At 70.5% G+C, this 1,377-nt stretch carries 1 protein-coding gene and 1 pseudogene; both read left to right on the top strand.

Annotated features, from left to right (window positions below; translation table 11 throughout):
• The first annotated feature begins 648 nt into the window (after positions 1-648).
• Complete coding sequence (locus tag FVW20_RS15515; RefSeq protein WP_167127024.1) at positions 649-990, top strand: TraR/DksA family transcriptional regulator; 342 nt, start codon at positions 649-651, stop codon at positions 988-990.
• 73 nt (positions 991-1,063) lie between these two features.
• Positions 1,064-1,377: pseudogene (locus FVW20_RS15510) on the top strand (glycosyltransferase family 2 protein); the annotation flags it as partial.

Below are 1,377 nucleotides of genomic sequence, written 5' to 3'. Positions count from 1 at the left end.
CGCCGGGGGCGGCCTGCGGAAGTCCGGGCATGGAGCCGGGCGCGGAACCGGGCATGACAGCATGTGAGGCGGCATATGGGGCGGCACGCGGGGCTTCGCGCAGGGCACCTGCCCGGGGCCCGCTCCCCAGCCGGGCCATGCGCCCGAGAAAATCCGCAACCATGGCCGCCGTATGCACATCCGCCTCCCGTGTCGATGCCCAGCCATAGCAGGAAGCCGCCGCCCGCTCAACGCGGCACCCCCGGCCACGCCGCGCCCCCATCGTCGCGTGCCCCATCATCGCGTGCCTCTCCGACATGGCTCGGCACGGGCCCGTGCCCCTCATCCACCGCCTTCATCCGGTCCATCGTACAATCCACCATCCGCCCCCTCATGCGTCAAGGGGTTGGAAAGCGCGGGCAAATGGGATAGGGCTGGAATCTCGTCCGGGTTCCATGCGGACGAAGCTCCGGCAACCCATGGCGCCGCCGCACGGCGGCGCTTGAACCGTGTCGGCTGGTCGGCATGCGCCAGCCCGCCCCACGGCGGTTTCCTGCGGCGTTTCGCCCGGCGTCGCCGCGTCTTGTGCCGCGCATGGCGCGGGCCTGACGCCCCGCGACGAAACAAGCAACCACCGCCCTTCCCGCTCGCCCCGGAAGAGAGCACACGATGACGCCCAACGACAGACAAAAACTCCGGGAACGGATCGTCGCCGATCTTGCCCGCATCGCGCAGGACATCGAGGCCCTGAAGGAACTGACCAAGCCTGTTCCCCCCGGCGCGGACGGCATGGACGAAGTCTCGCGCATGGACGCCATCCAGAACAAGAGCGTCAACGAGGCCGCCCTGGCCCAGCTGCGCAACCGTCAGGTGGGCCTGGAATACGCCCTGAAGCGCATCGACGAGGACGACCCCGATTTCGGCTTCTGCGTGGAATGCGGCGACCCCATCCCGCTGGCCCGGCTCATGGCCATGCCCGAGGCCAGCCGCTGCGTGAACTGCGCCGACTGATCCCGGCCCGCGCCCTTCGTTCTCGACCCTGACGGGGCATCGCCCCCCGATGGACTACCTACGGGACGACGCCATGCCGCACGCCTCCCTTGCCCTTGCCTGGCAGCGCCTGCCGCTGTGGCTGCGCATCCGCCTCGTGCACGGCAGCGTGGGGTCCGTTCATCGGTTGCGTTGCGCCGCCGACGCCATTACCCGCTCGCAATCCCCCGCCACCTCGCCCGGCTGCACCACGCCCCCCCACGAGCGTGAAGACCTGCTGCGCACAGGCCGCGAACTGCTGCTGGCCGCGTGGGAGGACGACCCCTGCAACGGCCAGTTGGCCGGGCAGGTCCTGCTGCTGCATCAACGCCTGCCTTCGCTGCACCCCGCGCTGGCCGCGCTGCTGGC

Origin of the sequence: Nitratidesulfovibrio oxamicus (genome assembly GCF_015731765.1) — a bacterium.
Lineage (GTDB): Bacteria > Desulfobacterota > Desulfovibrionia > Desulfovibrionales > Desulfovibrionaceae > Cupidesulfovibrio > Cupidesulfovibrio oxamicus.
Note: the sequence above shows the minus strand (reverse complement) of the source record. Positions and strands in the feature narration are given on the sequence as shown.